The 26,755-nt window shown below is 69.8% G+C and carries 36 protein-coding genes; 22 read left to right on the forward strand and 14 right to left on the reverse strand.

Annotated features, from left to right (window positions below):
• Window positions 1-90 precede the first annotated feature (90 nt).
• Window positions 91-924, forward strand: a complete 834-nt coding sequence (locus tag BN1959_RS04265) for an MBL fold metallo-hydrolase (protein ID WP_053947472.1) — start codon at window positions 91-93, stop codon at window positions 922-924.
• Between the two features lie 12 nt (window positions 925-936).
• Here the strand turns inward: BN1959_RS04265 and BN1959_RS04270 are convergent, their stop codons facing one another.
• Window positions 937-1,617, reverse strand: coding sequence for a carbonic anhydrase (locus BN1959_RS04270; protein WP_053947473.1), 681 nt, complete (start codon window positions 1,615-1,617; stop codon window positions 937-939).
• A gap of 87 nt (window positions 1,618-1,704) precedes the next feature.
• Here BN1959_RS04270 and BN1959_RS04275 point away from each other — a divergent pair, with 87 nt between their 5' ends.
• The gene (locus BN1959_RS04275; RefSeq protein WP_053947474.1) at window positions 1,705-2,175 is read left to right on the forward strand and encodes a hypothetical protein; all 471 of its coding nucleotides are present in this window, start codon (window positions 1,705-1,707) and stop codon (window positions 2,173-2,175) included.
• Here BN1959_RS04275 and BN1959_RS04280 read toward each other — a convergent pair.
• Together BN1959_RS04280 and BN1959_RS04285 are read right to left on the reverse strand one after the other, a co-directional pair.
• Window positions 2,172-2,792 (reverse strand): METTL5 family protein, encoded by a 621-nt coding sequence (locus tag BN1959_RS04280; RefSeq protein ID WP_053947475.1) that lies wholly within the window; start codon window positions 2,790-2,792, stop codon window positions 2,172-2,174. The two genes, BN1959_RS04275 and BN1959_RS04280, sit on opposite strands and share 4 nt — an antisense overlap.
• On the reverse strand, window positions 2,793-3,188 hold the full coding sequence (locus BN1959_RS04285; RefSeq protein WP_053947476.1) for a hypothetical protein: 396 nt from the start codon (window positions 3,186-3,188) through the stop codon (window positions 2,793-2,795).
• Window positions 3,189-3,386: 198 nt separating this feature from the next.
• On the opposite strand from BN1959_RS04285, the gene BN1959_RS04290 reads away from it, so the two are divergent.
• Entirely contained in the window at window positions 3,387-4,343 is a 957-nt protein-coding gene (locus BN1959_RS04290) for a transcription initiation factor IIB (RefSeq protein ID WP_053947477.1), read from the forward strand.
• Window positions 4,344-4,378: 35 nt separating this feature from the next.
• On the opposite strand, the gene BN1959_RS04295 is transcribed toward BN1959_RS04290, so the two are convergent.
• Window positions 4,379-6,031 (reverse strand): flippase activity-associated protein Agl23, encoded by a 1,653-nt coding sequence (locus BN1959_RS04295; RefSeq protein ID WP_053947478.1) that lies wholly within the window; start codon window positions 6,029-6,031, stop codon window positions 4,379-4,381.
• A gap of 128 nt (window positions 6,032-6,159) precedes the next feature.
• Between BN1959_RS04295 and BN1959_RS04300 the strand changes: the two genes are divergently transcribed.
• From BN1959_RS04300 to BN1959_RS04310, 3 genes are all read left to right on the forward strand, one after another.
• Window positions 6,160-6,447: a hypothetical protein gene (locus BN1959_RS04300; protein ID WP_053947479.1), complete on the forward strand. Its 288-nt coding sequence runs from the start codon at window positions 6,160-6,162 to the stop codon at window positions 6,445-6,447.
• 77 nt (window positions 6,448-6,524) lie between these two features.
• The gene (locus BN1959_RS04305) at window positions 6,525-6,965 is read left to right on the forward strand and encodes a universal stress protein (RefSeq protein ID WP_053947480.1); all 441 of its coding nucleotides are present in this window, start codon (window positions 6,525-6,527) and stop codon (window positions 6,963-6,965) included.
• A 47-nt stretch (window positions 6,966-7,012) separates the two neighbouring features.
• Window positions 7,013-7,348, forward strand: a complete 336-nt coding sequence (locus BN1959_RS04310; RefSeq protein WP_053947481.1) for a 2Fe-2S iron-sulfur cluster-binding protein — start codon at window positions 7,013-7,015, stop codon at window positions 7,346-7,348.
• Here the strand turns inward: BN1959_RS04310 and BN1959_RS14980 are convergent.
• Window positions 7,285-7,560 (reverse strand): rhodanese-like domain-containing protein, encoded by a 276-nt coding sequence (locus tag BN1959_RS14980; protein WP_053947482.1) that lies wholly within the window; start codon window positions 7,558-7,560, stop codon window positions 7,285-7,287. The genes BN1959_RS04310 and BN1959_RS14980 overlap by 64 nt on opposite strands.
• 80 nt (window positions 7,561-7,640) lie before the next feature.
• On the opposite strand from BN1959_RS14980, the gene BN1959_RS04320 reads away from it, so the two are divergent.
• The 4 genes from BN1959_RS04320 (at window position 7,641) to BN1959_RS04335 (ending at window position 10,165) form a co-directional block, all read left to right on the forward strand.
• The gene (locus BN1959_RS04320; RefSeq protein WP_053947483.1) at window positions 7,641-8,273 is read left to right on the forward strand and encodes a hypothetical protein; all 633 of its coding nucleotides are present in this window, start codon (window positions 7,641-7,643) and stop codon (window positions 8,271-8,273) included.
• Between the two features lie 62 nt (window positions 8,274-8,335).
• Window positions 8,336-8,521 carry a hypothetical protein gene (locus tag BN1959_RS04325; protein WP_053947484.1) on the forward strand — a complete coding sequence of 62 codons (186 nt, stop codon included), beginning with the start codon at window positions 8,336-8,338 and terminating at the stop codon, window positions 8,519-8,521.
• 127 nt (window positions 8,522-8,648) lie between these two features.
• Entirely contained in the window at window positions 8,649-9,395 is a 747-nt protein-coding gene (locus tag BN1959_RS04330) for a DUF2797 domain-containing protein (protein ID WP_053947485.1), read from the forward strand.
• Window positions 9,396-9,439: 44 nt separating this feature from the next.
• Window positions 9,440-10,165: a ribosome assembly factor SBDS gene (locus tag BN1959_RS04335; protein WP_053947486.1), complete on the forward strand. Its 726-nt coding sequence runs from the start codon at window positions 9,440-9,442 to the stop codon at window positions 10,163-10,165.
• Window positions 10,166-10,193: 28 nt separating this feature from the next.
• Here BN1959_RS04335 and BN1959_RS04340 read toward each other — a convergent pair whose 3' ends face one another.
• A complete protein-coding gene (locus BN1959_RS04340; protein WP_053947487.1) occupies window positions 10,194-10,529 on the reverse strand; it encodes an FUN14 domain-containing protein in 336 nt (111 codons plus the stop codon).
• Window positions 10,530-10,820: 291 nt separating this feature from the next.
• On the opposite strand from BN1959_RS04340, the gene uppS reads away from it, so the two are divergent.
• Window positions 10,821-11,750 carry a polyprenyl diphosphate synthase gene (gene uppS, locus BN1959_RS04345; RefSeq protein WP_053947488.1) on the forward strand — a complete coding sequence of 310 codons (930 nt, stop codon included), beginning with the start codon at window positions 10,821-10,823 and terminating at the stop codon, window positions 11,748-11,750.
• 33 nt (window positions 11,751-11,783) lie between these two features.
• Here uppS and BN1959_RS04350 read toward each other — a convergent pair whose 3' ends face one another.
• Complete coding sequence (locus tag BN1959_RS04350) at window positions 11,784-12,392, reverse strand: undecaprenyl diphosphate synthase family protein (RefSeq protein WP_053947489.1); 609 nt, start codon at window positions 12,390-12,392, stop codon at window positions 11,784-11,786.
• 132 nt (window positions 12,393-12,524) lie between these two features.
• Between BN1959_RS04350 and BN1959_RS04355 the strand changes: the two genes are divergently transcribed.
• The 3 genes from BN1959_RS04355 to BN1959_RS04365 are packed head-to-tail and all read left to right on the forward strand — an operon-like array spanning window position 12,525 to window position 14,812.
• Window positions 12,525-13,880: a DUF92 domain-containing protein gene (locus tag BN1959_RS04355; RefSeq protein ID WP_053947490.1), complete on the forward strand. Its 1,356-nt coding sequence runs from the start codon at window positions 12,525-12,527 to the stop codon at window positions 13,878-13,880.
• Window positions 13,877-14,281 carry a GNAT family N-acetyltransferase gene (locus BN1959_RS04360; RefSeq protein WP_053947491.1) on the forward strand — a complete coding sequence of 135 codons (405 nt, stop codon included), beginning with the start codon at window positions 13,877-13,879 and terminating at the stop codon, window positions 14,279-14,281. Before BN1959_RS04355 ends, BN1959_RS04360 begins: the two co-directional genes overlap by 4 nt.
• A 57-nt stretch (window positions 14,282-14,338) precedes the next feature.
• On the forward strand, window positions 14,339-14,812 hold the full coding sequence (locus BN1959_RS04365) for a hypothetical protein (RefSeq protein WP_053947492.1): 474 nt from the start codon (window positions 14,339-14,341) through the stop codon (window positions 14,810-14,812).
• A gap of 4 nt (window positions 14,813-14,816) precedes the next feature.
• On the opposite strand, the gene dnaG is transcribed toward BN1959_RS04365, so the two are convergent.
• From dnaG to BN1959_RS04395, 6 genes are all read right to left on the reverse strand, one after another.
• Window positions 14,817-16,202, reverse strand: a complete 1,386-nt coding sequence (gene dnaG, locus BN1959_RS04370; RefSeq protein ID WP_053947493.1) for a DNA primase DnaG — start codon at window positions 16,200-16,202, stop codon at window positions 14,817-14,819.
• A gap of 150 nt (window positions 16,203-16,352) precedes the next feature.
• Window positions 16,353-16,730, reverse strand: coding sequence for a hypothetical protein (locus BN1959_RS04375; protein ID WP_053947494.1), 378 nt, complete (start codon window positions 16,728-16,730; stop codon window positions 16,353-16,355).
• A 4-nt stretch (window positions 16,731-16,734) separates the two neighbouring features.
• On the reverse strand, window positions 16,735-17,733 hold the full coding sequence (locus BN1959_RS04380; protein ID WP_053947495.1) for an ornithine cyclodeaminase family protein: 999 nt from the start codon (window positions 17,731-17,733) through the stop codon (window positions 16,735-16,737).
• 50 nt (window positions 17,734-17,783) lie between these two features.
• Complete coding sequence (locus BN1959_RS04385) at window positions 17,784-18,014, reverse strand: hypothetical protein (protein WP_053947496.1); 231 nt, start codon at window positions 18,012-18,014, stop codon at window positions 17,784-17,786.
• Between the two features lie 201 nt (window positions 18,015-18,215).
• A complete protein-coding gene (locus BN1959_RS04390) occupies window positions 18,216-18,620 on the reverse strand; it encodes a DUF3054 domain-containing protein (RefSeq protein ID WP_053947497.1) in 405 nt (134 codons plus the stop codon).
• Between the two features lie 45 nt (window positions 18,621-18,665).
• Entirely contained in the window at window positions 18,666-19,256 is a 591-nt protein-coding gene (locus tag BN1959_RS04395; RefSeq protein ID WP_053947498.1) for a class I SAM-dependent methyltransferase, read from the reverse strand.
• 77 nt (window positions 19,257-19,333) lie between these two features.
• On the opposite strand from BN1959_RS04395, the gene BN1959_RS04400 reads away from it, so the two are divergent.
• The 8 genes from BN1959_RS04400 (at window position 19,334) to gatE (ending at window position 26,121) form a co-directional block, all read left to right on the forward strand.
• The gene (locus BN1959_RS04400; protein ID WP_053947499.1) at window positions 19,334-19,969 is read left to right on the forward strand and encodes a GNAT family N-acetyltransferase; all 636 of its coding nucleotides are present in this window, start codon (window positions 19,334-19,336) and stop codon (window positions 19,967-19,969) included.
• A gap of 48 nt (window positions 19,970-20,017) precedes the next feature.
• Window positions 20,018-20,998, forward strand: coding sequence for a flap endonuclease-1 (gene fen / locus BN1959_RS04405; protein WP_053947500.1), 981 nt, complete (start codon window positions 20,018-20,020; stop codon window positions 20,996-20,998).
• Window positions 20,999-21,122: 124 nt separating this feature from the next.
• Window positions 21,123-21,407 (forward strand): hypothetical protein, encoded by a 285-nt coding sequence (locus BN1959_RS04410; protein ID WP_053947501.1) that lies wholly within the window; start codon window positions 21,123-21,125, stop codon window positions 21,405-21,407.
• Entirely contained in the window at window positions 21,404-21,751 is a 348-nt protein-coding gene (locus tag BN1959_RS04415) for a hypothetical protein (RefSeq protein WP_053947502.1), read from the forward strand. The genes BN1959_RS04410 and BN1959_RS04415 overlap by 4 nt, the downstream gene beginning before the upstream one ends.
• On the forward strand, window positions 21,748-22,335 hold the full coding sequence (locus tag BN1959_RS04420; protein ID WP_053947503.1) for a DUF7504 family protein: 588 nt from the start codon (window positions 21,748-21,750) through the stop codon (window positions 22,333-22,335). The genes BN1959_RS04415 and BN1959_RS04420 overlap by 4 nt, the downstream gene beginning before the upstream one ends.
• Before the next feature lie 101 nt (window positions 22,336-22,436).
• Window positions 22,437-22,709, forward strand: coding sequence for a BolA family protein (locus tag BN1959_RS04425; RefSeq protein ID WP_053947504.1), 273 nt, complete (start codon window positions 22,437-22,439; stop codon window positions 22,707-22,709).
• 49 nt (window positions 22,710-22,758) lie between these two features.
• Complete coding sequence (locus BN1959_RS04430) at window positions 22,759-24,171, forward strand: class II fumarate hydratase (protein ID WP_053947505.1); 1,413 nt, start codon at window positions 22,759-22,761, stop codon at window positions 24,169-24,171.
• 75 nt (window positions 24,172-24,246) lie between these two features.
• Complete coding sequence (gatE, locus tag BN1959_RS04435) at window positions 24,247-26,121, forward strand: Glu-tRNA(Gln) amidotransferase subunit GatE (protein WP_053947506.1); 1,875 nt, start codon at window positions 24,247-24,249, stop codon at window positions 26,119-26,121.
• A 6-nt stretch (window positions 26,122-26,127) separates the two neighbouring features.
• Here gatE and BN1959_RS04440 read toward each other — a convergent pair whose 3' ends face one another.
• Window positions 26,128-26,613: an Lrp/AsnC family transcriptional regulator gene (locus BN1959_RS04440; RefSeq protein WP_053947507.1), complete on the reverse strand. Its 486-nt coding sequence runs from the start codon at window positions 26,611-26,613 to the stop codon at window positions 26,128-26,130.
• Between the last annotated feature and the right edge of the window lie 142 nt (window positions 26,614-26,755).

A 26,755-nucleotide genomic window follows, 5' to 3' on the forward strand; every position in this document is an offset into this window, starting at 1 on the left:
TCGCATGATACGAAATCACACGGTCCGCCCTTGAGTATCTTCGGGGGGTGTGGCACAACGGCTATGGGACGCCCGGCCCCATTCCCGCCCATGACTACGAGCGACTGGGGCGACTGGCTCCCTCGCGCGATCGAGTCGGCCGACCCGAACTCCGTCGCAGTCTGGTATCTCGGCTGTAACGGGTTCGTGTTGAAGGGGAGCGAGGGGACGACACTGTTCGTCGACCCGTACCTCGGCACCGGCGACCCACCGCGGACGGTTCGGATGATTCCCGTCCCGTTCGATCCCGCGGACGTGACCGACGCCGACGCGGTGTTCGCGACCCACGAGCACAGCGACCACGTCCACGGCGAGTCGCAGGCGCCGATCCTCGAAGCCACGGGCGCGCCCTTCGTCGCCCCCGACGCGTCGCTCGCGGCCGCACGCGAGAACCAAACTTGGGAGGATCGCTGGGCGCTCGACGGCGATCAGTTCCAAGAGGTCGCCGAGGGCGACGTACTGGAGGTGGGCGAGTTCACGGTCCACGTCGTCGAAGTGAACGATCCCGACGCCGAGCACCCGGTGGGGTACGTGTTCGAACACGACGCCGGGACGGTGATCCACCCCGGCGACTCCCGGCCGGCGGACTCCTTCGAGCGGTTGGGTCGGGAGTTCGACATCGACCTCGGGATCGTCGCGTTCGGGAGCGCGGGGATGATCCCGGACAAGGAGACGCGGGAGCCCAAGTACACCAAGTGGTACAACGACGAGGGGGAGGCCGTCGAGGCCGCGAGCGCGCTCCGGGTCGACCGACTACTGCCGACCCACTGGGACATGTGGAAGGGGCTCACCGCCGACCCGACCGCGCTCCACGAGCACGTCGACTCCTTCGAGCACCCGCGAGCGCTGGAGCTGGTCGAGATCGGCGACCGCGTCGATCTCTGATCGTTTTCGGACTCAGTACGTCCAGAGCCGGTCCACCCGCGAGTCGATCGCCGGGTGGCGATCGCGGAGGCATTCGGGGTCGGTCTCGCCGTCGACGTTGATCACGTGGACCTCGCCCCGTCGGCCGTCGTACACGTCTTGGAAGTCGTACACCGCGCCGACGACCTGCACGCTCCCGTCGACGTCGTCGCTGTCGAGCAGGAACTCGACCTGCCGATCGACGTTGTACTCGACGAGCCGGTTCACAGCCTCGTCGTTCTCCAGCCCGTCCGGGAGCGTCTCGACGCCCGGCTCCAGCCCCGGCGCGAGCAGGTCGATGCAGTGTTCGATCCCTGCCGGCTCCGAGACGCCGTCGGTGAGGTGGTCGTACGTCGCCGTCACCGCCCCGCAGCCAGTGTGGCCGAGCACGACGGCGAGGTCAGTGTCGGTGTGTGCCAGCGGGTAGAGCACGTCGCCGGAGACGCGCGGGCCGGCGTCGGTCCGCTGGACGACGCGGTTCCCGATGTTGCCACAGCTGAACAGGTGGCCCGGCTCGTCGTTCCCCCAGATGTGGTCCTGTAGCACCCGGGAGTCCGAACAGCAGACCGTCACCGCGTCCGGCTGCTGTCCGTGCTGGAGCTCGTCGAATCGGTCGTCGAACGCCGCGGCGTGGTCGGCGTTGCGGTCCAGCATGTCGAGGAACGTCTCGTCCATGTTCGGCCCCCCGGCCCGTCGTCAAATAGCTCCGACGATCCACACCGGCCCGAAACAGTTAGGGTACTGACTGAACGATTCAGTGACGTGTCTCGGTCCACGGGGCTCCCCACGCGGGTCACGCTCGCGTTCGTGGGAGCGACTGCGGTCGTGGCTGCCGAACTCGCCGCGATCGCGCTCTCGGTCGGGCTCTCCGCTGCGGCGGTCGGCCCGGACTCCGCGTCACCGCTCCCGGTCGCGGCCGTCAGCCTCGCGGCGGTCGGGCTGGTGCTCGCGGTTCGTCGCCGCGCCGGTGAGAAGGCGTCGCTCGCGGTCTCGGGGGTCGTGCTGGTCGTCGCGGCGCCGGTCACGGCGTTCGGCGGGGGCTGCGGGCTGGCCGACCGGGGTGTGGGCGTGTTCCGGAGCGGCGTCCGCATCGGCGTCACCGTCGGCGACTGTGTGACGTTCTCCAACGGCGCGTTGCTGGTGCTGGGGTACGCGCTGCTGTCGGCCGGACTCTGGCTCGCAGCGGACGAACTATGCGTCGGCCGGTTCTGGATCCCGGGCCGTCCCGACTAGGCCCACTCGATCCGGAATACCTCGACCTCGATCTCCGCCCGCTCGCGCTCGTGGTGGTCGTACAGCCGGGGGATCTCGAACTCCGCGGCGAAGGCGTGGGTCACGTCGCCGCCCTCGTCGGCGGCGAAGGACTCGACGAACGCCTGGCTCCCGGCGTTGTGGATCGAGTAGGAGACGCCCGCGACCGACGCCGCGGTCCGGAGAAACGCCCGGTCGGCGCCCTCGTTGCCCGACTGGGCGCCGAACGGCGGGTTCGTCACGACCGTCGAGACAGAGTCCGCGGGGAGTGGCGGGTGGGTCGCGTCGGCGCGGAGCCAGTCGACGGGCGTTCCGGCGGCGACTGCGCGCTCGTTCTCGCGGGCGACCGCGAGCGCGTCGGCGTCGCGTTCGAGCCCCACCACGCGGGTGGGATCGCGACAGGCGGCCGCGAGTGCGAGCAGTCCCGTGCCGGCGCCGAGGTCGAGTACTGTCCGGCCGGCGATGTCGCCCTGGAGACCCGCGAGGTGGAGAAGGTGTGCTGCGAGATCCGGCGGCGTCGGGTACTGTTCGAGGGTCACGTCGGGGTCGCGAAAGCCCGCGAGCCCGTGGAGTCGTTCGGCCAGCGCCCGTTTGCCCATTCAGGCCGCCACGTCGAGGCCGTCGACCGAAAGGCTGACGCCTTCCCGGCGGGCGCGCTCTTCGAGTGCCTCCAGCGCCGGGCGGACTTTCCCGGGGTCGCTCACGTCCTCGATCTCGACGCGGACGACGCCGACGCCGAGGAACGCGCCCGCTCGAATCACGTCGCGGAGCCGGTCGGCCTCCTGCTGTGTCGCCAGCGAGCAGTCCTCCGCGAAGCAGGCCGAGACGGTGAGCTCAGCGGGCTGGTAGCCTTCGGCGGCGAGTTCGGCCTTCAGCTCCCGTAGGTACTCCGGGGCAGTCGTCGACAGCGACGACGCCGCGAGTTCGACGGGCTCGACGTTCGACGGGCGACAGGAGTCGACTGCCGATTCGACGCGCGTGGGGCTCGTGCTCATACGTCTCAATAGCTACTGGTTATGCAAAAATCTTTCTCAATACGCAGTAGTAATCACAAACCGTCGACTACCGCCCCTTCCGGCCGAGGGGTGAGATGCGGCGAGAATCTCCGGACGGCGCTCCGTCTATCGATTAGTTCTGTGCCCAGAACGAGGACGGAAAAAGTCTTATCTGTCGGGGTCACCAGAAACCTTTTAATGGAACGTCCCAGCCGGGAGCGACAGCGGGAGTCCGAGGAGGAGGACGAGTCGGCCGACGAGGTTCTCACCTGCCCGGAGTGTGGGTCCGACGAGGTCGTCACCGACGACGACCAGGGCGAACTTGTCTGCGACGATTGCGGGCTGGTGCTCGACGAGCGCCAGATCGACCGCGGCCCGGAGTGGCGGGCGTTCAACCACTCCGAGCGCCAGAGCAAGTCCCGAGTGGGCGCGCCGATCACGGAGACGATGCACGATCGCGGGCTGACGACGACGATCGACTGGAAGGACAAGGACGCCTACGGTCGGTCGCTCTCCTCCGAGAAGCGCAGCCAGATGCACCGCCTGCGGAAGTGGCAGGAGCGCATCCGGACGAAGGACGCCGGCGAGCGGAACCTCCAGTTCGCGCTCTCGGAGGTCGACCGGATGGCCTCCGCGCTGGGCGTCCCCCGCTCCGTCCGCGAGGTCGCGTCGGTGATCTATCGCCGCGCGCTCAACGAGGACCTGATCCGCGGCCGGTCGATCGAGGGCGTCGCGACCGCGGCACTGTACGCCGCCTGTCGGCAGGAGGGGATCCCGCGCAGCCTCGACGAGGTCGCGGAGGTCTCTCGCGTCCCACAGAAGGAGATCGGCCGCACCTACCGCTACATCTCCCAGGAGCTCGGTCTCGAACTCAAGCCCGTCGACCCCAAGCAGTTCGTCCCGCGGTTCGCCTCCGAACTCGGCCTGAGCGAGGAGGTCCAGTCGAAGGCCACCGAGATCATCGACGTCTCCGCCGAACAGGGGCTGCTCTCGGGCAAATCCCCGACCGGGTTCGCTGCCGCGGCCATCTACGCCGCCTCGCTGCTCTGTAACGAGAAGAAGACCCAACGCGAAGTTGCCGACGTAGCGCAGGTTACGGAGGTCACCATCCGGAACCGCTATCAAGAACAGATCGAAGCGATGGGCTTCCGGTAGCCTATCACGACCCGCTCGGACGTTCTCCCCCCGTTTCAGGCCGCAACGAACACGATCAGCCGTCGGTTCGTGAGCCCCTGTTCGATCGTGTACGACTCGTAGCCCGACAGCCGGTCGTCGACCGCGAGCCGGTGTTCGGACGTCGTGACGACCACCGGCGGCGCCGAGGCGGACATCGCCGACGGCGAAGCGACGCTCTCGGTCCCCGCGCCGGCGCGTTCGACGTACCACGACAGCGGGAGCCGGGTGCTGAACGCGTCGCGTGCCCGCTCAGGCACCGGCGGCTGATCGAGCACCGTCTCGTCGTCGACGGTGAGCGACTCACCGACGTAGAGCACGTTCGTCCCGTCGCTTCCGGCGACAGCCCCCTCTATCGCGCTCAGGCCCGTCCGGTACTCGGCCCCCGGCTGGGCGCCCCCCGGGAGCGCGTCGCCGGCCGCGGGGTCGTCGTACACCTCGCCCGCGATCACGGCGCCGGAGTGGACGCCGACGGCCGAGAGGAGCAGTAGCGCAGCCGCGACCCGGGCGGCGTCGCCGACGGTGACGCTCTCGGCTGCCGTCCGCCACAGCGCCGCCAGCCCGACGGCGGCGGGGATCGTCGCCGGCGCGAGGACGTGAACCGCGAGCCACGGTTCGTTCACCTCCGACGCGACGGGGAACAGTAGCAGCCCCGCGCCGGCCCAGTAGGCGGCGAAGTTCACCAGCGGCCGCGACCGCCCGGCGTAGCGCTCCCGGAAGAACCCCCAGACGGCGAGGGCGACGACCGGTAGCGCCGCCGCCAGCAGCACCTCGGCAGTCCCGGCGACGAACGGGAGCAGCGCGTGGTCGTTGGTGTACGTCGGCGGCGCGTGCCGGCCGAGGACGCGGACCGAGAGGAACCGCTTTCCCGCGCCGACGGTGCCGGCTTCGAGCGCCGTCAGCAGCGTCGCCGGATCGCCGAGGTCGATCCGCCCTCGCGGGAGGTAGAACGCGATCGTGACGACGACCGTGATCGCGGCGGCGCGGAGCAGCGCGACGGACCCCGACGCGATCCTGTCGGCGACCGAGCGGACGCGCTCGCGGAGTGCGCCCGAACCCTCGCCCCGGACGCGTGCCTCGTCGAGCGTGAGAACGGCAGCGAGCAGCCAGCAGCCGAGCACCGCGACCACGAACCCCGAGGTGGTGAGTGCGAGCCCGACCGCCGCGGCCGCGGCGTACAGCGAACGGTGGCTGTCCCGGTCCCACGCGCGCCACGCGAAGCCGACGGCGGCCAGCGAGAACGCCGCTAGCGGCAGGTCGCCCCGGAGGACGCGAGAGTAGTACAGCAGCGGCGGCGCGAACGCGAGCAGCCCCGCGAGCGCGACGCTCTCGGTCCCGGAGAGGCCGCCGTGGGACTCCCGATCCGTCGCCCGCCGGAACAGTAACGCGGCGAGCGGGAGCAGGCCGCCGATCAGCGCGACGGGGAGTCGGGCGGCGGCGTCGCTCGTGAGCCCGAGCGCGAACAGCTGTCGGCCGACGACGTAGAGGAACGGCCCGCCGGCGACGGGACGGTACTCGTAGACGCCCGTTTCGAGCGAGCGGAGCGTCCAGTAGCCGACCCGGGCCTCGTCCCAGTGGAACGGGCGCGCCCCGATGCCGACCAGCCGGGCGAGGACGGCCAGCGCCGTCAGCGCGACGACGGCCCGCTCGACCCGATCGAGTCGGCGCATGGGCGTCCCTGCCGCGCGCTGTGGCAAGAAGTTTCGGAAGCGGCCTCGCCGCGAGGGAACGTTCGGAAGCGGCCTCGCCGCGAGGGAACGTTCGGAAGCGCCTTCTGGACGAGCCCGTACTGTCGACCATGAGCGTGCTGGACTCCCTCCCGGATCGCCCGCTGACCGACGCCGAGCTCGCCTCGTTGAACCGCTCGGACGCGCTCGAGATCGCCGTCGACGTGGCCGACCGCGAGGGCGCTGGCGAGGGGGCGATCGTGGGGCTGCTCCTCGCCACCGAGGGCTGGGTGAAGGGGCTGGTATACGAACGCGACGGCTGGCGCGTCGCGGAGACGGTCACGCTGGGCGACGACGAGAACGCGCGCTACGAGGGGATGCAGACGTGTGAGTCGGCGGTTCGGACGGCGCTGGACTGACCCCGGTCCCCGCCCGTAATCTCCGGATCACCTGACCCGTGGTACTTTATTCTTTGCCGGCCCACAGCACGAACGAGATGTACGACGACATCCTCGTTCCCACCGACGGAAGCCCCGCCGCGACCGACGCGATCGACCACGCCGTCTCGCTGGCGGAGACGTACGACGCCACTATCCACGCGCTGTACGTCGTCGACGCCAGCGCGTTCTCCTCGATCGAGTCCGGCTCCGAACTCGTGATCGACGCGCTGGAGGAGGAGGGCCAGCGCGCGGTCAACGAGGTCGTCGACGCCGCCGAGGCCGCGGGCGTCGAAGTGAAGACCCACGTCGTCTCCGGCACCGCCTACCGCCGCATCCTCGACTACGTCGACAGCGAGGGCGTCGATCTAGTCGTGATGGGCACCCACGGCCGCAGCGGCGTCGAGCGGTTCCTGCTCGGCAGCGTCACCGAGCGCGTCGTCCGCACGTCGGACGTGCCCGTGCTCACGATCCGACACAAGGCCGAGGAGGAGGCCTAGGGCGGATCGGGAAACGCTTTTCTCGGCTCCCCACCCAGCCTCGGAGGATGACCGAGCACACCGTGGAGTTCGTCGGTACCGGCGAGACCATCGAGGTTCCCGAGACCCGGCCGATCCTGCAGGTCTGCATGGAGGAGGGGATCGCTCAGGAGTACTCCTGTCGCGTGGGGATGTGTCTGGCCTGTTCTGCGGAGATTATCGAGGGCGAGGTCGAGCAGACCGTCGTCGAACAGCGCGCGCTCACCGAGGAGGAGGCCGAGAACTACGCGCTGACGTGTATGGCCCGCCCCAAGTCTGACCTCAAACTCGACCGCGGGAGCTACCCGCCGAGCATCGAGGACGCCGAGGCCGACGCTGTCGACGCCGCAGCGGACGACGACTGAGGCGCGGCCGGGACGCGCTCGTCGGTCGTCCCTCTCGCCCGCGCGGCGATGAACTGCTGGTGGGGGATCTGGATCGCCTCGGCGTCGACGTGCCACGCCTCGAACTCGTCGCGGTTTCGCACGTCGAGCACGGTGAACGACCGACCGTCGCGCTGCCACGCCGCGAGTTCGGCGGCGTCGACCGCCGGCGCGTCGGCTTGGCTCTCGGTCATGGCCCGTCTGGGGTAGGCGCGGGCAAAACGTCGGCGCCCGGGCCGGGAGACCTTTCCTCGCACCGGTCGAACGATCGATCATGGACGGCGCGACGTTCCGCGAGCAGGTGACCGAGGCGAAGGCGACTCAACTGAACCGGCTCGGCTCGAACAAGCTCCTGGTCGCGCTCACGGACGCCGACCTCACGGCCCGGCGCGTGCTCGAAGCGGCCGCGGACTCCGAGCACGCCGCCCACAACACCTTCGCGGCGTGGGCAGAGGACGAACCGAACGACCGAGCCCACGAGGCGTTCGTCGACGTGGCAGACCGGGAGGCCGACCACCGCCAGCGCGTGTTCGACGCGATGGACGACGAGTACGAACCCAACGACGGCGGCACGCTCCACGAGTACCTCCGCGGGCGTGACGGCGCGGTGCTGCGCGTGGCTGCGGGGATGGTCGGGCGCGGACTGGTCGCCGATCGGACCCACCAGCAGGTGGTCTCCTTCTTCGTCAACGAGGCGGACAACGCCCGAGCGGACCTGTTCCGCGAGCTTCGCGAGGAAACCGGGTCGGGGACCCAACGTGGGCTGGCGCTACTGGAGACGCTGTGTGAGTCCGAGACGGACTGGACCGACGCCCGCGACGTCGCCGAATACACGGTTCAAGTCGCGTACGACGACTACGCCGACGCACTGCAGGGGATGGGCGTCGACCCAAAGCCCGTGTGCTGAGTCGACGGCTCACGGTGACCGGCCCAACTTTGAAACGGCTCGCGGAACGAGGAAAGAGGGCAATGAGCGTGGGGCTGCTGAGTTCCATCTCGGACGCGATCTCCGGCGGGTCCGACGGCGGCGACGACGTGTTCACCTACCGGTGTGCGTCGTGTGACGCCGAGTTCGACCTGCCGAAGACGCGGATGATCGGCGTCCGCTGTCCGGACTGTCGCTCGATGGACGTCCGGGACGCTTCCGAGAGCTGAGGCCGGCTGGTCGGGCGGGCGCCGGCCGGCTGTTCTCCCAGTTTTCGCGAACGCGGCGCGACGCCGACGCGCTGGGCCCGTGCCCTGCGATGGACAGCCATATGCGGACCCACACCCAAGCCGGCGTGTGCAGTTCGTGGGCTACGATTCGGGCGATGGAGGGCTGCTACTGGCCGACGAGGGCGGGGTGCAGTACGTCGACCTGACGCCCGGAACCGAACTCGCGTACACGCTCGGCGACCGCCACTGTGCGGGCGTCGTCGACGACGGCGAGCACGTCGCCTGCGACGCCGACGCCGCGCCGTACTGCGAGCAGCACAGCCACGTCTGGGTGTGTGCGCGCTGTACCGGCGAGTGTCTGAAAGACGAGATGGACTGCTTCGAGGACCACGCGGTGTACCTCGCGGCGTTCGCCCCGAATACGTTCAAGGTCGGCGTCACCCGCGAGTGGCGCCTTGAGACGCGGCTGCTGGAGCAGGGCGCCGACCGCGCGGCCCACGTCCGGACCGTCGACGACGGCCGCGCCGCCCGGCGGATCGAGGCCGGCATCGCCGACCGCATTCCGGACCGCGTCCGCGTGCCCACGAAGATCGACGGGCTCGCTCGCTCGGTCGACAGTGACGCGTGGCAGGACCTGCTCGACGAGTTCGACCCCATCGAGACGTTCGACTTCGACTACGGCTTCGATCTCGCGGACCGCCCGGTCGCCGAGACGATGGCCACCGGGACGGTTCGCGGCGTGAAGGGACGGATCCTGCTGCTCGATCGCGGCGGGAGCACGTACGCCGTCGACCTGCGCGAACTGGTCGGGTACGAGGTCAGCGAGGGGGCGAGCGAGCGCGAGATGCAGTCGAGCCTGGGCGCGTTCGGCTGATCAGAGGGCGACGGTTTATAGGCCCGGCCGTGGAACCCTGAAGCATGATTCCGCTCGACGACGCCGTCACCGCCCGGCTCGAGTCACACGGCGAGCGCTTCGAAGTACTCATCGACCCCGACGCCGCCCTCGAGATCAAGCGCGGCGAGTTCGAGGGCGACCTCGAGGACGTGATCGCCGCGGAGGACGTGTTCGAGAACGCTTCGCGGGGGGACCGCCCCGCCGAGGCCGACCTGGAGGAGGTGTTCGGCACGACCGACCCGCTGGAGATCATCCCCGAGGTCGTCGAACGCGGGGAGATCCAGATCACTGCCGAGCAGCGCAAGGAAATGGAGGAGCAGAAGCACAACGCGCTGATCAACAAGATCGCGCGGAACGCGGTCAACCCCCAGATGGACAACGCGCCCCACCCGCCCGAACGGATCGAGCGGGCGCTTGAGGAGGCAGGCTTCTCCGTCGATCCGATGGAGCCCATCGAGTCACAGGTCGACGACGCGCTCGACGCGCTCCGGCCGGTGATCCCCATCCGCTTCGACGAGATCACCGTCGCGGTGAACGTCCCCGCGGACTACGCGGGCAGCGCACAAGCCAAGATCCGGCAGTACGGCGATCTCGAACGCGAGGAGTGGCAGGCCGACGGCTCCTGGATCGGCGTGGTCACGTTCCCCGCCGGGATGCAGAACGATTTCTACGACCTCGTCAACGAGGAGACAAGCGGCGAGGCGGAGACGAGCATCGTCAAGGAGAAAGACGACCTGAAGACGCGCTGACTGCAGTCGACGCGTTCTTTCTCGACCGTTAGGCCCGCCGCCAGCCGACGTAGAAGCCGGCGGTGAAGCCCGCGGAGACCGACAGCGTCGAGAGGATCGTGTCGAGCCACGACGGCGGCGTCCCGCTGGCGGCGTTCTGACCCGCGCCCATCAACCCGGAGGTGAGCTTGTCCCAGTCGACGGAGATGATCTCGCGGGACTCGAGGAACTTGAACAGCGCCAGCTCGATGCCGACCAGCACGGCGATGATCTTGGCGACCTTCTTGGCGGCGAAGCCGACCAAGGCGCCGATCAGGCCACCGGAGCCGGCCTCCACCCCGAGCTGCTGGAAGTCGATGTTGAACTGTAACGCGACGGGATCCATAGACGCTACTGCGTCGCTCTGGGTTAAGTCGTTTGTGGGACGACAGGCTGACCATCTTGGCCGTGACACGGCGGTCACGATCGGTCGCGCGCAGCGGTCTCGGTACGTCACACCCGATCGCGGCGGTCGCTCCGGGTCGACGACACGGCGGTCGTCGACGGTCGCGTCCTGTTGCGTCGCCCACGACCGCGGCATCCGCTCCTCGACCGTGACACAGGGGTCACGGTCGGTCGCGCGCCGCGGTCTCGATACGTCACAAGACTCATGGCCGACGCCGGCACACTGCCACCCATGAAGCAGTGGCTCCGGGAGCAGGTCGCACGCGCCTACCAGCGCCTGCTCCGCCGCGAGGGCGACGGCGGCCCGTCCCACGTCGCGATCATTCAGGACGGGAACCGCCGCTACGCCCGGGAACAGGGCGACGACGCCACCGAGGGCCACCGCGCCGGCGCTGAGACCACCGAACAGGTGCTGGAGTGGTGTCAGGACCTCGGCGTGAAGGAGCTCACGCTGTACGCGTTCTCCACGGAGAACTTCAAGCGCCCGCCCGAGGAGCGGGAACACCTCTACGACCTGCTCGAGGAGAAGCTCACCTCCATCGCGGACAACGACCGCATCCACGAGAACGGGGTTTCGATCCGCGCGATCGGCGAGACCGACCGCCTGCCCGACCGCGTCCGGGAGGCGATCCGCTACGCCGAGGACCACACCGCGGACTACGACTCGTTCCGGCTCAACGTCGCGCTCGCGTACGGCGGTCGGAACGAACTCCTCCGGGCCGCCCGGGACGTGCTGGCGGACGTCGAGGCCGGCGAGCTCGACCCCACGGCGATCGACATCGACCTCGTCGACGACCGCCTCTACGGCCGGGAGGTCCGGGACGTGGACCTGATCATCCGCACCGGCGGCGACGAGCGCACCTCGAACTTCCTCCCGTGGCACGCCAACGGCAACGAGGCTGCGGCGTACTTCTGTGCGCCGTACTGGCCGGAGTTCTCGAAAACCGACTTCCTGCGCGGCATCCGTACCTACCAGTCCCGCGAACGCTCGTGGCAGCGCACCCGCCGGGAGCGGGCGGCCGCGATCGTGCGCGCGGTCGCCGAGACCGAACTCGCGGAGGCCCGAACCGTCGCGGGCCGCCTCCGCGAGAAGCTGCCCGGCGGGGCGGCGCCCGAACTCGACGCCGAACTCGACGGCTCGACTGCGGAGTCGGCAGACTGACTCGGCACGCGGGCAGCCGAGTCGGCGGACTGATCACTCCCCGAACCGCCGCTGGCGGTCCTCGAACTCCCGCACTGCCCGGAGGTAGTCACGCTTCCGGAAGTCCCGCCAGTTCACGTCGGTGAAGTACAGCTCCGAGTACGTCGACTGCCAGATCAGGAAATCGGAGAGCCGCTCGGCGCCGGTTTTGATCAGCAGGTCCGGCTCCGCCGGGAACACGAGATGATCCGTCACCGTCTCCTCGTCGACCGCCTCGGGGTCGAGCTCGCCGGCCGCCACGTCCTCGGCCATCTCCCGGACCGCGCGGGCGAACTCCCCGCGGCCGCCGAGGCCGACGTTGATCCGGATCGGGGCGTCGGCGCGTTCGGCGCTGTCCGGGCCGCGGACCGCGACCGCTCTGGGGGCGTCGATCCCGCGGAGCTCCCGGACGAGCGTCGGCACGACCGCCTCGTCGAGCACCGACACCGAGACGGTCACCCGTTCGGCGCCGTAGTCGAACGCCCAGCCGAGCGTCCGTTCGAGCGTCTCGTAGGCGCCCTGTTCCAGCAGGTCCCGTTCCGTCAGCACGAGCGCGACGTGGGCGGGGCCGTCGGCGTCGGCGAGGCGGTGGCGGAGGGCGAGGTAGGCGTCGTACGCTCCCACGGCTTCCTCTGGGTGGGGCGTGCTCGAAAAGCCTTCGCTGGGCGCTCCACCCCCGGAACCACACCACAGTGGCGCGGTCGGCACCGGCGTGGTGTCGGGACCGTTAAGTGGGCGTCGGGGGTAGCCGACGACGTGAACCGGAGGCTCAGGCGTGACGCGGCCTTCGCCGCGGTCTCCCTGCTCGCGCTCGCAGCGCCGCTGCTCGGTCGGGCGACGGCGCTACCGTTCCTCGCCGTCGCCGGCGCCGCGGCGCTGCTGATCGAGGACGGCCCGTTGTTCGAACTGTTCGCCCGCCCGCGGGACCGACAGGCCGGCCGCCTCTACGGCCTCGCGGCGTTCTCGCTGTCGGCGGCCGTCCTCGCCGTCCTCGCGGCGCCGCCGGTCGCCGCCACCTACACGATGCCGTTACCGGCCTTTGCCGCCAGCGTCGTCACCGTCGGCGTCGGCAACCTCGGCGCCACGGCTGTCCGCGACCGCTTCGACGAGCAGTTCCTCGTCGTCTCGACGTTCGCCGTCGTCGCGTTCGCCGCGGCGCTGTTCGCCCAACTGGCCGTCGTCGCGCTGGCGGCGATGCCGTTCGCCTCCGGGAGCGTCGACGCCGGCCTCGTGGCGGCCGCGCCGACGTTCACGTTCCACGCCGCGACCGCGGCGCTGGTAGCCGCGATCACCCGCTCGATGCTCTCGCCCGGCGACGCCGGCGCGGTGACGTTCGCCGTCGGCGCGGCGATGCTCGTCGTCGGCGCGCTCGCGCCCGCGGTCCACGTCCTCGATGTGGGGCTCGCGCTGGGGGTCGCGCTGTTCCTCGGCGGCGTCACGTACGCCACCGGCACCGCCTCCGTCGAGGGGATGCTCTCGGGCGTGCTGCTCTGTCTGGCCGCCATCGGGCTCGGCGGGCCGGGCTGGTTCGTCATCCTACTCACCTTCTTCGGCGTGGGCTCGCTCTCGACGAAGTTCCGCTACGAGGAGAAAGCCGACCGCGGCGTCGCCGAGGGGAACGACGGCGCCCGGGGGCTAGGCAACGTGCTCGGTAACGCCGGCATCGCCCTCGTTGCCGTCGTCGGCTTCGCGGCTGCGGGCGATCTCCCGGTGGATGCCGAGCTGTTCCGGCTGGCGTTCGCTGGCTCGCTCGCGACGGCGACGGGGGACACGCTCTCCAGTGAGATCGGCGGCTTGTTCGACATGCCGCGGCTGGTCACGACCGGCGAGCGCGTCCCGCCGGGCACCGACGGCGCGGTCACTTGGCAGGGCGAGCTCGCGGGCGTCGTCGGCGCGGCGCTAGTCGGCGTGCTGGCGGTGGCGCTGCTCGGCGTCACCCGCTCGCCGCCGGTCGTGGTCGCTCTCGTGACCGCCGGGGGGGTCGCCGGGATGACGGCCGACAGCCTGCTCGGTGCCACCGTCGAGGGCGACCGCCTCGAGAACGAGACGGTGAACCTCCTCGCGACGCTGTCGGGGGCGCTGGCGAGCGTCCTGCTCGCGTTCGTGCTGTGATTCGCGAGGGGCGTTCCGAGGACCGGGCGGCCGTTCGCCGCCTCCAGCAGTACCTCCCCGAACCGGTCCCGGAGCTGCTCGACCCGGTCGCCGGCGGCGAACTGCTCGTCGCGACCGACGGCGAGAGCGTGGTCGGCTACCTGCTGTGGTTGCCGGGCGAGCCGGTGTATGTCGCCGAACTCGTCGTCCACCCCGACTACCGGCGGGCGGGCCGGGGTCGCGCCCTGTTCCGTTCCCTGTTCGACCGGCTCGACGACGGGACCGCGGTGACGCTGCGGGTCGCCGCCGCGAACGAAGGGGCACGGGCGCTGTACGCGGAACTGGGGTTCGAACGCGTCGCCGTCGACCCAGATGCATACGACGACGGGACTGGCTACCTGCTGCGTGCCGTCGTCGACTGAATATCTGCCACGAAGCGTACGTATACAGGGGAGGAGCTACGAGTGGTGTGTGAACCCATGGCGAAGGAGCCGTCCGACTCGCGAGCAGTCAGGTATCTTGCCGAACACGGACCGTCGCCGCGGGAGGAACTGCCGGTACAGCATCTCACGACGAACGTGCGGACGCTGATCGGGACGCTCAACATCTCGGGCGGCCCCGGCGGCGGCGGGTCGACGGCGGGCGTCGCCGGCGGCCTGACGGGGATCGCGTACCTCCGCGAGGAGCACGACCTGTCGACCGTCGTCGAGGCGTGGCTCGCGGTGAACGAGGAACAGATCGAGCAGCTCCCCCCGGACTCGATCCGGCGACGGCTCCGCGCATCGGTGTCCCACGACAAGCGCGACGTGGTCAGCGACGTGCTCTCGGCGGCCGGCTACGAGGTGGACTACGCTGACCGCGGCGGGCGACAGACCGACCCCTTCGAGTGTAGCCTCTGTGGCTCGTCGGTGCCCGACATCGCCTCCCACCTGCAGAGCTGTCCGGAACGGTAGCCGATCAGGAGAGGAACCCTTCGACCGGCCGGACGTGCGGAGTCGCGGGCTGTTTGACGAACTCGCCGGTCGTGCGGGCGACCGCGTGCTGGAGGTCCCGGTCGGCAGCGGCGTCGAGGACACGCTGGTCGAGTTCGCCGTCGAGCACCAGCGCGTGGGCGCCCTCGGCGTCGTCGACGGTCTCGTAGGCGTCGCTCGCGGGTGCCTCCGTCAGCGTCGAGAGTTCCTCGTCGAGCAGCCTGACAGTGCCGGCGTTCTCCCCGACCACTTCGCGGACGTGCTCGCCAAGCGTCGGCGTCGTCGGCTCGTCGGACTCCTCCGCCGTCCCTTCTGCTGCCTCCGTCGTGCGGTCGACCTGCTCGACGAGTGACTGCTCGGTGATCGCTGCGCCGTCGGTCACGGCCGTCTTCGACGACTCCTCGGTATCGGTCGAGCCGTCTGCCCGATCGGGCTCTCCTGCCACCTCGTCGTGGATCGACACCCCGTCGCTGCCGACGATCGGGGACTCTTCCGTGTTTCCGGCGTCGCGGACCGTGCTGCCGGTCGCGACCTCGCGGGCCGACTCGGCGTCGCCGGCCTCCCGGGCCCGCTCGTACACCTCGTAGGGGGTTTTCTCCCGCAGTGCGGCGAGCAGTTCGCCGCGGGGGAGCTCCTCGACGGACTCGCCGTCGGGGGCGAACGCGACGAAGTCGACGTCGCCGACCTGTCCGAGTTCCCGGAGGATCAGCTGGCCGCCCCGATCGCCGTCGAGGAACGCGGTCGTGGTCCGCTCCCGGGTGAGCGCCGCGACTTCCTCGGGGACGTTGGTCCCTTCGACCGCGACGGCGTTTTTCACGCCGAACTCCAGTAGGCGGGAGACGTCGGCCCGCCCCTCGACGACGACGACGGCGTCGCCGTCGGCGACGTTCGGGCCGGCCGGGTAGCCCTCGTACTCGGCCATCTCGCCGGCGCGGACCGACTCGCGGACCTCCTCGTGGAGCTCGTCGCTCGTCAGGACGCTCTCCTCGAAGGAGTTCGCGAGCAGTTCCTTGGCGCGCTGGACGACGATCCGGCGCTTGGCGGCGCGGATGTCCTCGATGTCGGTGACCTCGATCCGGGCCTGACAGGGGCCGACCCGAGAGATCGTTTCGAGCGACGCCGCGAGGATCGCGGTCTCGACTTTGTCGAGCGAGGAGGCGATGGTCACGTCGCCGAAGGACTGCCCGCCCTCGGTCTCGACGCTCACGTCGATCCGGCCGACCTTCGAGGAGTCCTGCAGGTCACGCAGGTCCATCTCGTCGCCGAGCAGGCCTTCGGTCTGCCCGAACACCGCGCCGACGACGTCGCTTCTCTCGATGACACCGTCCGCCGACAGTTTCGCGTGGATGAGATATTTCGCTGTGTCTTGCATAGTGAGTGCCCGATCCGGGCTGAATGGTGATGTGAGGCGGTCGCTCCGCTCGTTCGAAACGAAGCGACACGATAGGTTATACCTGTCGTCGGGCGGGCTCCCGCTGCGATCTCACCAAACGGACGACTGCGCTTCGCCGCCGACTGCCGACTACGGCGCGACCGTGGCCTCGCCGAACAGCGGAATCGAGAACAGGTACAGCAGTACCGCCCCCGCGCCGGCGAGGATCGCCCAGCTCCGGCCGCGCGTACTCCCCTCCCGTAGCACGACGACACCCGCCAGCATCAGTAGCGCCAGCTGGAGGATGCTCTCGACGTGGCTGACGGTGATACCGAACGTCCCGCGCAGGATGCCGACCGTGAGGACCGTCGACGCGACGGTCAGCGCGCCGCCGGCCACGACCCCGAGCACCGATTCCGACGCCTCACGGATCGCCGCCGTCAGCCCGAGGTTGCAGAGCGTCCGGGTGACGACCAGCGCGGTCAGCACCCCCGGGGCGGTCCAGCCCGGAAACAGCCAGTCGAACACGGCCTCACTCCCCGGTGAGTGCCTGACTCGCCGGCGAGAACTCGATCGTCTCCCCGAGCCCCCGCTCGACGGCCTTCTCGTACAGCAGGTACGCGCCGGCGACCGTCTCGATCCCGGTGCCGCCGGAGTCGAACACGGTTATCTCCTCGTCGTCGGTCCGCCCCTCGGCCTCGCCGGCGACGACCCCGCCGAGTTCGGCGTGGATGTGGTCCTCGTCGACGACGCCCTCTTCGAGCGCGTGGAGGAAGGAGCCGGCGTCCGTCGTCGCCCGGTCGCGGAGGTCCGGCACGTATTTCGCCCGCTCGATCGTCGTCGTGTCGAGCTCGCGCTTCTCGGGGTCGTACTGCCCCATCGCGGTGACGTGGGTGCCGGGTTCGAGATCGTCGCCGTCGAACACCGGCTCGGCGGCGGTGGTCGCGGTGATCACCACGTCGGCGTCCTCGACGGCCGCCGCCGGCGAAGCGACCGCGGCGACGGCCGCGTCGAGGCGCTCGTTCATCTCACCGGCGAAGCCCTCGCGGGACTCCTTCGTCGGGGAGAACACCCAGACGGTTTCGAGGTCGCGGACTTCGGCGGTACAGCGGAGCTGTCCGCGCGCCTGCGCACCGGCGCCGATGAGGGCGACGCTGTCGGCGTCTTCGCGGGCGAGCGCGTCGACGCCCACCGCGCCCGTCGCGCCGGTTTTGAACGGGTTCATCGACGCGCCGTCGAGCATCGCCAGCGGCTCGCCGGAGTCGGCGTCGAACAGCGGCGTGGTGAACCACGCGTCCTCGGCGCCGAAGCCCGCGCTGTACATGTAGCCGCCCATCGCGCCGGTGTCGGGCAGGATCGCGCCGTAGCTGGTGAGCATCCCCGGCGGGTCGCCGCTGCCGAGTTTGGTGCGCGGTTCGGCGGCGGCGCCCTCGCCGCGCTGGCGGTACCCCTCGCGGACGGCGTCGACGTACTCCGCGGGGTCGGCGAGGTCGTCGACGTCGTCGCTCCGCAGGAACAGCGTGTCGGTCATACCCCGACAGTCGGGGGCGAGCGCCTAAACAGTACTTGCCGGACGCCGACTCAGTCCGCGTTCGTCCCCGGCGGCTCAGAGCGGGCAGGGGGCTCCGACCGGGACCGCTCGTCGACCGCCGGTGTGCGGACGAACAGGGCGTGGCAGACTACGACCATCGACGCCCCGGCCCCGAGGAACAGTGCCCCGCGCAAGGGGACCCCGAGGAGCGAGAGCGCTGCCGTCACTCCGACCAACACACCCGGAATCAGGGCGAGTACGTAGTCGTAGTAGCCAGTCATACTCCATCCGGACGTTACATAGTATCCGTATTAACTGTTTCCCGTAGCCCAGGCGTAATCCGAACGATGGTCACTGATACTCTTTTTTGAAATTTTGTGGAACCATCCCGGTGAATCTCTATAACTTATCAACCCCTATAGCGTCGGATCAGTCGGGCAATCGCGACGGGTCGTCGGCAGAAAACGGGAGAAACAGCGCCGTCAGCGGAGCTTGAACGCGATCCAGCGCCAGCCCGCCAGCGCGACGCCGCCGGTGACCAGCATCACGGCGAGAAAGATCAACAGCCCCTGATCGAGGTTGGTCTGCAGCAGGCCGCGGAGGAACACGCCGATCACCGCCGCCGGCACCCACGAGCGGACCGCCAGCGGCACCGCGGCCTTCGCCGACTCGGCGGCGCCGGCGGAGTAGGCGCCGACGAGGACGCTCGCGACCGCCCAGCCGACCAGGAACGGTGCGGCGGTCTCCAGCAGCGCGACCGGCCCGGTCAGCGTGCTGTGTCCGTAGCGCATGCCTATCGCGATCACTGCGACGATCGTGATCACGTCGCCGACCGCCAGCGGCGCGGCCGACCCGTCGACCCGTTTCGAGAGGAACGACTCGCTCATAGCTTCGGGTTCCCCCTCCCCCCTACTGACTCCTTCGCTCCCGACTCACTCGGCGGGGACACGCCCGGCGACCGTGTACACCGTTCCGCGGTCGAGCACTCGGGACTGCAGGCCGGCACGTGTCAGGTCCTGCGCCGCCGCGTCGACGGCGACGAACTGGGAGTCCATCCCGAGCAGCGACTCGCCCATCATGATCCCCCGCCCCGGCAGCGTCGTCGGGTCGAAGTCCCGGATCACCACGACGCCGCCGGGCGCGACGACGCGCGCCGCCTCCCGAACCGCGGCCTCGCGATCGGGCAGATGGTGGTAGGCGTCGACGACGACCGCGGCGTCGACCGCGCCGTCCCGGAGCGGCAGCCCCCCGGCGTCCGCACGAACGGCCGAGAGCCCGCGCTCTCGTGCGCGGTCGAGCATCCTCGCCGACACGTCGGCGACGACGGGGTCGTACTCGGAGGCGAGTGCGGCCGCGACCCGGCCAGTCCCGCCGGCGAGGTCCAGCACGGTCTCGACCGGGCGCTCCGCGAACGCGAACGCCTCGGTCGCCCAGTCGGTCCGCGAGGGAGGCATCGCCACGTCGTAGAGCCGCGCGACGCGATCGAAAAAGCGCACGTCGCCACGGCCGAGCCAGCCGGTCATGGGCGGAGAGTGGACGGCCGTAGGGATCAACCCGGCGACGGCGAACGCTCATAAGGATCCAGCCGTTTCGATCCGGTATGGAGTTCGCGCTGCTGGGCTGGCCGGTCGCGGGGCCGACGCTCCGCCTGGACTTCCGGGAGTTCAGCTACGCGGGGAAGTTCGTGATGAGCAACACGGGTAAGGCCGTCGCCCGCGACCCGGGCGGCCCGCGCGCCGAGCCCCGGAGTGTCGACGCCGACGTCGAGCGCCACGAGCCGGGAAGCGAGAGCGACCCCTTCGAGCGCGACGTCGTCGCCGCCGCCGCGTTCAACGAGGACCGCACCGACCCGGGCGTGCTGTGGATCCGGTACATCACCACCCGCCACGACCGGCGCGGCGAGGGGATCGGCGCCCGACTCGCTGCGTTCGTCGCCGACCGCGCCGAGGAACGAGGGTACCGCCGCTGCCGGATCGCGGTCAACAACCCCTTCGCGTACCACGCGCTGTACAAGGCCGGCTTCGTGTTCACCGGCCGGGAGACCGGGCTGGCGGAGCTGGTGCTCGAATGCCCGGGCCAGCGCGACGCCGCGACCTACCAGTGCGGGCTGGACACGTTCCGGACCGACGAGGAGCGCGACCTGAGCGACGACGAGCGCGCGTTCCTCGACCGCCACGAGGGCGACGACGCGCCGCCGCTCGTCTCGGCTCCGGAGGAGCCGGCGCCGGAGCCCTGACCGGCCGCGATCCTCCACCTTCAAGCCCGCGCGTCGGCTACCCGGCCCATGGGCAACGCGGATCTCCGCGACGTGGCGGCCATCGAGGACGTCCCCTTCGACTCGCTGTCGGGGAGCGTCGTCGCCGTCGACGCGCACAACTGGCTCTACCGCTACCTCACGACGACGGTGAAGTTCACCGCCGACTCGGTGTACACGACCGACGACGGCGAGGAGGTGGCCAACCTCGTCGGCGTCGTGCAGGGGCTGCCGAAGTTCTTCGAGGCCGACGTGACCCCCGTGTTCGTGTTCGACGGCGGCGTCACCGACCTCAAGAGCGACGAGGTCGAGCGCCGACGGGCGCAGCGCGAGAACGCCGAGCAGCGCCGACAGGAAGCCGAGGAGGCCGGCGAGGCCGTCGAGGCGGCGCGGTTGGACGCCCGGACCCAGCGTCTCACGGACACTATCCACGAGACCACCCGCGGGCTGTTCGATCGCCTCGACGTGCCGTACATGGAGGCGCCCGCCGAGGGGGAGGCTCAGTGCGCGCACATGGCCGCGGTCGGCGACGTGGACTACGCCGGCAGCGAGGACTACGACACGATGACGTTCGGCTCGCCCCTGACGCTCAGACAGCTCACCTCGAAGGGCGACCCCGAGCTGATGGACCTGCAGAAGACCCTCGAGAAACACGACATCACCTACGAGCAGCTCGTCGACGTGGCGCTGCTGATGGGGACGGACTTCAACGAGGGCGTCAGCGGCTACGGCCCCAAGACGGCCGTCAAAGCCGTGAAGGAACACGGCGACGTCTGGGGCGTGATGGATGCCGACGACGTGTACGTCGAGAACGCCGACCGCGTCCGGGAGCTGTTTTTCGACCCGCCGGTCACCGACGAGTACGAACTCGACCTCGACGTGGATCCGGAGATCGACGCCGCGAAACGCTACGTCACCGAGACGTGGGGGGTTGACGCCGACGAGGTCGAGCGCGGCTTCGAACGCATCGAGGAGTCGCTGGTCCAGACCGGGCTCGACGACTGGACGTAGCCGGGCCTCTCGCAGGGAGTCATTTCTTCCTGACAGTTCCCAATTCGAGAAGAACCCCGGCTCAGTCGTGTGATCGTCGCGTTGCTGACGATAGACTTATCAGGAAAGAGTAGTAGAAACTGGTGTGCCAATCGAGCGCGCACTCACGGTCGGCACCACGCTCGCGCTGCTCGGGTCGTTCGCGTTCTCGCTGGTCGCCGTTCGGGGGTACTGGAACGCCCCGTTCGGCGACGTGCTCCGCCCGCTACCGGTCGCCTTCGGTGGCTTCCTCGCTGCCGCAGTCCCCGGTGCGCTCGGAGTCGCAGTCCCGCTCCGCTACCGTGCAGTCGTCGCAAGCGCCGCCGTCCTCGCCGCGTTTGTCGCCGCCACCCAGGGTGTGGTCCTGCTCACGGGGTGGCGCCGCGTATGACTGCTGTCACGCCCGTCGGGCTGCTGGCGCTGCTCGACGCGCTGACGCTGTCGGTCACGAGCGCGTTGCTCGTCTACCCGATCGTTCGTTACTCCAGCCACGTCGCCCACACGGCGGGGTTCCTCGCGCTCGCGACGGCGTTCTTCCTGCTGACGGCGGCCGCGGTCGACGTGCTCCTGTTCGGCGGGAGCCTCCGCGTGTCGGCGCTCGTGCTGTTGGCGTCGCTCGCCGCCCTCGTCGGTACCGTGTCGTTCGCCCGGCCGTTCCTGGCCGTGCCGACGGCGGACGACGAACCGGAGCCGGCGGCGTTCGAAGGCCGGTTCGAGGGGGGTGGTGGACAGTGAGCTTCGGCAGCCGGTCGATGCTGTCCTCGCCCGAAGTCGGCCAGGAGCGCCCGGCGAACGAGGTTCCGGGGGACACGGCGACGCTGCCCGAGGAGCCCGGGCGGCAGTCGCTGGTGACGATCCCGTCGATGAGCACCGGGCTGACGGCGCTACCCGAGCGGGGCTGTGAGAACCTCCTCGTCGTCTCGCCGTGGGCGCCCGATCGGATCGAGTCCGCGCTTCGGGATCGCGGCGTGCCGGTGGGCAACTGCGGCCTGATCCCGGTCAACGGCTCGCCGGTGCGCTACGACGGGCCGCTCTGGACGACCGAGGCGGTCTCGCCCGCGGACCTGACCGGCCTGTCGATGCGGTACTGCGAAGCGATGCGACACGTCGAGCCCGGCGAGGGCTGGGTGCTGATCGACAACGTTCAGGTGTTGCTGATGTACGTCGACGCCGACCGGGCGGTCCGGTTGTTGCGCCGCCTCACCCGGCAGGCACACGAGCGCGACGTGACGGGCGTGGTCTCGGTCGACCGCAGCGCCGTCGAAACGCGGACGATCGCGACGCTCGGCCAACTCGTCGGCACGGTCGTCGAGCGCTGACGGCGAAGCGGGGACAGTCGGCCCCGACAGCGTCGATGGCTCCCGCATTCTCGACGGTCACCACCGACTCCCTTTTCAGCGCGCACGACCGGGGGTAGCGTATGGAGACGGACGAACTCGAAGCGACGATCGAGGCCGAGATTCGCGACGCGGAGGCCACCGTGAGCCTCCCGCGTGCTCACCACGACCGGAACCACCAGGACGCCCACTTCGCGGCGGTCGTCGTCTCCCCCGCGTTCGAGGGAGAGACGCTGGTCGAACAGCACCAGATGGTGTACGACGCCGTCGGCGACGAGATGACTGACAGCGTCCACGCGCTGGAGATCGAGACGTACACGCCCGAGGAGTACGCCGAGCGCGAGCACGACGAGTAGTCACGCCGACATCGGAGGGTTTTACGCCGCACCGGCCGATCGGCCGGGCATGAGCGAAGAGGACTACCGAACCGAAGCGGACAGCCTCGGCGAAGTGCAGGTGCCGGCGGACGCCTACTGGGGCGCCCAGACCCAGCGCGCGATCCAGAACTTCCCCATCTCCGACAGCGCGTTCGGCCGGCGGTTCGTCCGCGCACTCGGCGTCGTGAAGAAGGCGGCCGCGCAGGCCAACCACGATCTGGGCCACCTCGACGAGGAGACCGCCGACGCGATCGTCGCCGCCGCCGACGAAGTGATCGCCGGCGAGTACGACGACCAGTTCCCGGTCGACGTGTTCCAGACCGGCTCCGGTACCTCCTCGAACATGAACGCCAACGAAGTGATCGCCAACCGCGCCGCGGAGATCCTCGGCGCCGAGGTCGGCGATCGCGTCGTCCACCCCAACGACGACGTGAACTTCGGGCAGTCATCCAACGACGTGATCCCGACGGCGATGCACGTCGCCGCGCTGGAAGCCGTCGAGAAGGACCTCACGCCCGCGCTGGAGACCCTCGCCGACGAACTCGGAGCGAAGGAAAAGGAGTTCGACGGCGTGGTCAAGACCGGCCGCACCCACCTGCAGGACGCCACGCCCGTCCGGCTGGGACAGGAGTTCGGCGGCTACCGCACGCAGGTCGAGAAGGGGATCGACCGGCTGGAGAGCGCCCGCCTGCGGCTCGCGGAACTGGCGCTGGGCGGCACCGCCGTCGGCACCGGGCTCAACACCGACCCCGAGTTCCCCGAACTCGCCGCGGAGTACATCAGCGAGGAGACCGGCCTCGGCTTCCGCGAGGCCGACGACCACTTCGAGGCACAGGCGGCCCACGACGCCATGAGCGAGGCCCACGGCGCGCTGCGGGTGGTCGCGGGCAGCCTGAACAAGATCGCCAACGACCTCCGGCTGCTCGCCTCCGGCCCGCGGAACGGGCTGGGCGAGATCGAACAGCCCGAGAATCAGCCCGGGAGCTCGATCATGCCCGGCAAGATCAACCCCGTCGTCGCCGAGGCGGTGAATCAGGTCCACAAGCAGGTCGTGGGCAACGACGCCGCAGTGTCGGCGGGCGCCGCGGAGGGCCAGATCGACCTGAACCTCTACAAGCCCGTCATCGCGCACAACTTCCTCGAGTCCGCCGAACTGCTCTCGAACAGCGCGTCGACGTTCGCCGAGAAGTTCGTCGCGAAGCTGGAAGCGAACGAGGAGCACTGCGAAGCCCAGGTCGAGCGCTCGATGGCGCTCGCGACGGCGCTCAACCCCGCGATCGGCTACGACAAGGCGTCGAAGGTCGCGAAGCAGGCCCTCGCTGAGGGGAAGTCGGTGAAGGAAGTGGCCGTGTCCGAGGGCTACCTGACCGAAGCGGAGGCTGAAGAGGTGCTCGATCCCGAGAAGATGACCCACCGCGGGATCCTCGGCGACGAGGACTGACGAAGCGTCCTGACGAACACCCCCGACCGCCCGCGACTGCGACCATTTTTACCCCCACCGCTCCCCACACTACCCATGAGCGACGACGCCCGCGACTACGAGGAACTCGGCCTCGTGGCCGGCCTCGAGATCCACCAACAGCTCGACACCGAGACCAAGCTGTTCTGTGACTCGCCGACCGAACTCCGCGAGCCCGAGGAGGCGACCCACACGATCACCCGCGAGCTCCACCCGACCCGGAGCGAGCTCGGCGAGCTCGACGAGGCGGCGATGGAGGAGAGCCGCGTCGACCGCACGTTCGAGTACCTCGCCTACGACACCACCTGTCTGGTCGAGGAGGACGACGAGCCGCCCGCCCGCATCGACGAGGAGGCGCTCTCGGTCGCGATGAGCATCGCGGACCTGCTCGACGCCGACGTGGTCGATCAGGGCCACGTGATGCGCAAGCTGGTGATCGACGGCTCGAACACCTCCGGCTTCCAGCGCTCGATGCTGCTGGCCCAGCACGGCGAGATCGAGACCAGCGAGGGCAGTGTGGGGATCACCGACGTGATGCTGGAGGAGGAGTCCGCCCAGCGCGTCGAGGAGACCGACGAGGGCGTACGCTACTCGCTGGACCGCCTCGGCATCCCCCTCGTGGAGATCGGCACCGCGCCGGACATCAGTTCGCCCGAGCAGGCGTACGAGGCCGCCGAGCACATCGGGATGCTCCTGCGCTCGACGGGCTCGGTCAAGCGCGGGCTCGGGACGATCCGGCAGGACGTGAACGTCTCCATCGCCGACGGCGCCCGCGTCGAGATCAAGGGCGTGCAGGCGCTGGGCGACATCCGCGAGATCGTCGCCAACGAGGTGGACCGACAGGTCGAACTGCTCGCGATCCGCGACGAACTGGAGTCCCGCGGTGCCGCGGTGGGCGAGGTCAGCGACGTGGCCGGGGCCTTCGCCGACACCGACTCGGGCGTGATCCGCGGCGCACTGGATTCGGGCGGCGAGGTGCTCGCAGTCCCCCTCTATGGCTTCGACGGCCTCGTCGGTCGAGAGATCCAGCCCGACCGCCGCCTCGGCACCGAGTTCTCCGACCACGCCAAGCGCGCCGGGGCGGGCGGGATCTTCCACACCGACGAACTGCCGGCCTACGGCGTGACCGAGGACGAGGTCGACGAACTGAAGACTGCTGTCGATGCGGGCGAGGACGACGCCGTGGCGCTGGTCGCCGCCGACAGCGAGGTGGCCGGGCAGGCGATCGAGGCCGCGGCCGACCGCGCCCGGACCGCGATCGAGGGCGTGCCCGAGGAGACCCGCGGCGCGAACGACGACGGGACGACGCGCTACCTCCGGCCGCTCCCCGGCGCGGCGCGGATGTACCCCGAGACCGACGTGCCGCCCGTCGAGCCCGACCCCAGCGAGATCGAGACGCCCGAACTCTTGACCGAGCGCGTCGAGCGCTACGCCGAGGAACTCGGGCTGGACGAGGGGCTCGCCGAGCAGGTCGCGTTCGGCCGCCGGATGGTGCTGTTCGAGGAGGCCGTCGAGGCGGGCGTCGACCCCACCTTCGCCGCCTCCACGCTGGAGTCGACGCTGACGGAACTCAGCCGCGACGGCGTCGAGGTGGAGAACATCCGCGACGACGCGCTGCTCGGGACGCTGCTGCTCGTCGACGAGGGCGAACTCCCGAAGGAAGGTGTCAACCCCGTGTTGACCGCGCTGGCCGCCGAGCCCGACCTCACCCCCGAAGAAGCGATGGAGGAGGAGGGCGTCGGCGGCGTCAGCGAGGCGGAAGTGCGCGAGGCGGTGCAGGAGGTCGTCGAGCGCAACGCCGGACAGGTCGAAGAAGAGGGGATGGAGGCGTTCTCCGGGCTCATGGGCGAGTGTATGGGCGCGCTGCGCGGGCAGGCCGGCGGCGACCTCGTGAGCGAGCTGCTGCGTGAGGAGATCCAGAAGCGCGCCTGAGGCCCGCTATTCGTCGGCGAGCATCTCCACCAGGGTATCGAGCGAGTAGCTCTCCAACGGTCGCTGCCCGTCCCGGAGCGACTTGATCACGAACGTCGAATCGGTGCGGTCGACCTCCTCGATGTCCTCGAACGCCCGGATTAGTCGCTCCACGTCGTCGCTGTCGGGCAGCCGCGCGACGACGACGAAGTCGGTCTCGCCCATCGTGAAGTACGCCTCCGTCACGCCCTCGACCCCGAGCAGTCGTTCGCTCAGCTGTTCGTGGGAGCCGCTGTAGTCCGCCAGCACCTCGACGACGACCGTGACCCCCAACCCCAGCTCGTCGAGGTTCAGGTCGTAGAGGTCGTTCTCGATCACGCCGTCCTCCCGGAGATTGTTCAGCCGGTAGTGGATCGTCGAGACGGGGATCCCCGTCTCCTCGTGGAGTCGTTCCGGGCTACTGGTACCGAGATCCGAGATCGCCTTCAGCAGGCGCACGTCGCGCTCGTCCATAGATCTCGTTCGAAAGCGATACGCAAAGAGATTGCGGAAAAGTGAGTGGGATAAACAACCGAATCCCATATTTCTGAATAGCATTCCAAAAACGCCGAATCCGGTAGAGACAGGCATAAGTACAACAGTCAATTCGTCCCAT

The organism is Halolamina sediminis, from assembly GCF_001282785.1.
Lineage (GTDB): Archaea > Halobacteriota > Halobacteria > Halobacteriales > Haloferacaceae > Halolamina > Halolamina sediminis.